This is a genomic window from Bradyrhizobium zhengyangense (genome assembly GCF_022012435.1).
Taxonomy (GTDB): domain Bacteria; phylum Pseudomonadota; class Alphaproteobacteria; order Rhizobiales; family Xanthobacteraceae; genus Bradyrhizobium; species Bradyrhizobium zhengyangense.
This window is the reverse complement of the sequence record NZ_JAKLUA010000065.1, coordinates 1-2,536: the sequence shown is the minus strand read 5'-3', so window position 1 is coordinate 2,536 and position 2,536 is coordinate 1. Positions and strand designations below refer to the sequence as shown.

General features: G+C 63.3%; 3 protein-coding genes. All 3 read left to right on the top strand.

The genetic code is table 11. From position 1 onward, the window contains the following. The first annotated feature begins 110 nt into the window (after positions 1 to 110). Genes L6637_RS42135 through L6637_RS42125 form a run of 3 tightly spaced genes read left to right on the top strand, consistent with a single transcriptional unit; the run spans position 111 to position 2,410 of the window. Positions 111 to 971 carry a tyrosine-type recombinase/integrase gene (locus tag L6637_RS42135; RefSeq protein ID WP_164935788.1) on the top strand — a complete coding sequence of 287 codons (861 nt, stop codon included), beginning with the start codon at positions 111 to 113 and terminating at the stop codon, positions 969 to 971. A 9-nt stretch (positions 972 to 980) separates the two neighbouring features. Further along, a complete protein-coding gene (locus L6637_RS42130) occupies positions 981 to 2,174 on the top strand; it encodes an IS91 family transposase (protein ID WP_128929833.1) in 1,194 nt (397 codons plus the stop codon). Then, on the top strand, positions 2,171 to 2,410 hold the full coding sequence (locus tag L6637_RS42125; protein ID WP_128929832.1) for a hypothetical protein: 240 nt from the start codon (positions 2,171 to 2,173) through the stop codon (positions 2,408 to 2,410). Before L6637_RS42130 ends, L6637_RS42125 begins: the two co-directional genes overlap by 4 nt. Positions 2,411 to 2,536 lie beyond the last annotated feature (126 nt).

Below are 2,536 nucleotides of genomic sequence, written 5' to 3'. Positions count from 1 at the left end.
GATTGAACGAACCCGCTACGCGGCAGTAGGGGGCAAACCTGCTGAACTGAGGTGTCCTGTCTGAGAGGATGTTGGTCTTCGCACCACCCCTCTCAAGACAGGAGACCCAGATGGCTACGATGAGCCCTCTTCGGCAGCGCATGATCGAGGACATGACGGTCCGCAATCTGTCGCCGTCGACTCAACAATCCTATATCTATGCGATCGCAAAGTTTAGCCGCCATTTCGGCTATGCCCCGGACCGGTTGAGTTTCGAGCAGGTCCGCGCCTACCAACTACATCTCATCGGCCAAAAGCGCTCGTGGTCCCACATCAATCAGGTGGCCTGCGCGCTGCGGTTCTTCTACGGCGTCACACTCGGGCAGACGGAGGCATTCGAGCGGATCATTGGTGGCCAGAAGCCCGACAAGCTCCCGCTCGTGCTTAGTGCCGAAGAGATCGAGCGCTTCCTGGACGCGGTTACAGGGGTGCGCAATCGCGTCGTGCTGGCGACGGCTTATGCGGCTGGCTTACGGGTTAGTGAAGTCGTCCGCCTGAAGGTGAGCTCGATCGACAGCAAGCGAATGTTGATCCACATCGAGAACGGTAAGGGCGGCAGGGATCGTTACGCGATGCTTTCTCCGCGACTGCTGGAGATTCTGCGTACGTACTGGATGCGAGCCCGACCGGGGCTGTGGCTATTTCCAGGCCAAGACCCAAGTGAACATGTCAGCGTCCGCTGCGTCCAGGCGGCCTGCCGCGCCGCCCGCCGCCGCGCTCGGCTTGCCAAGCCGATTACTGTCCATACGCTCCGGCACTCGTTTGCGACCCATCTCCTGGAAAGCGGGATCGACATTCGCATCATTCAAGTTCTGCTCGGACATGCCGACCTGGGATCGACCGCGCGCTACGCTCAGGTTGCGACCAACCTGCTCGCCCGCACGACCAGCCCATTCGATGGACTCTCCGTCAGGGTGATCCCACCCGACTGAGCTGCGCATATGCGCCCCGTGCTCGAGGTGGCGGACATCCTCCGCCGCCACGGCGGCGCCTTCCGTGCCGCGCAGGGTCCTCGGCTGTCCTCCGATCAGCGCCGTGTGATGGCGGCCATCGAGGCGTGTCGCACAGCGACGCTCGGCGGCCACGTCGAGCGGTGCGACGACTGCGGCCTGGTCCGCGTCGCCTATAACAGCTGTCGCGATCGGCACTGTCCAAAGTGCCAAGCGCTCGCGCGCGCCCAATGGCTCGCCGAGCGCCAGGCCGACCTGCTGCCGGTCCCCTATTTCCATGTCGTCTTCACCGTGCCGGCGCCGGTGGCCGCCATCGCGCTGCAGAACAAGACGGCGGTCTACGACATCCTGCTCAAGGCAGCAGCCGAGACGATCCGTCTCATCAGCGCCGACCCGAAGCATCTCGGTGCCGAGACCGGGATGATCGCCATTCTCCATACCTGGGGCCAGACCCTGACGCATCATCCGCATGCCCATTGCCTCGTGCCAGGCGGCGGGATCGCCCCTGATGGAAGCTGGGTTCATTGTCGCCCCGGCTTCTTCCTTCCCGTTCGCGTCCTGTCACGATTGTATCGTCGGCTGTTCCTGGAGCGCCTGCAGGCGGCGTTCAATGGCACCAAGCTCCAGTTCTTCGGCCATCTCGCGCACCTCGTCGAGCCAGCGGCATTCGCCCGCCATCTAACCGCCCTCCGCAAGGTCGAGTGGGTCGTCTACGCCAAGCGTCCCTTCGGCGGACCAGAACAGGTTCTGGCCTATCTCGGGCGCTACACCCATCGCGTTGCAATCGCCAACGGCCGGCTCCTTACCTGTGACCAGGGCCACGTCCGCTTCCGGTGGAAGGATTATCGCGCTGGCAACAGATCCAAAGTGATGACGCTCGACACTGAGGAGTTCCTTCGTCGCTTTCTGCTCCACGTATTGCCGAAGGGGTTTCGCCGCATCCGTCATTTTGGCTTCCTGGCGAACGCCTGCCGCGTCGCCAAACTCGCGCGCATCCGAGCGGCGCTAAAGGCGCCAGAGCCGCCTCCGCCTGCCGAAGCTGTCGACTATCGTGAGCGCTGCGCCATCCTCATTGGTCACCGCCTCGACTTGTGCCCCATCTGCGGAGGCCGCATGGTCGAGATTGGGCCTGTGCCGCGTGCGCAAACGCCGCGACGCGCAGCACCTCGCTGCGATACATCATGACCGACTACCTCGACTTGTTCGCTCCCACTGCAGGCATCGCCATGCCGACGTTCTCCGTCGGAACGATCAAGCACGCTCACAACGCGCGGCGAACGGGCGATAGTCAGCCGCTTGGGCTTGACGCGCCGTTCGACGCTATCGACGCCGGCATCCTCTGCTGCCAATATCAACGGCAATCTGCGGCCACACTCGCTCGCGGGCCCGACATCGGGTCAATCGCGCCTACCGGCGCCTAGATCGAGCCCCCATAGGTCCTCGCTCACAAGACGCGGCTTCGTTCAATCCAGCTTCAAATAGGTCCCGCGCTGGACTTGCGGCGAGATCTGCGACGCGGGACCTATTTGAACCCTCCAGTATTCCGA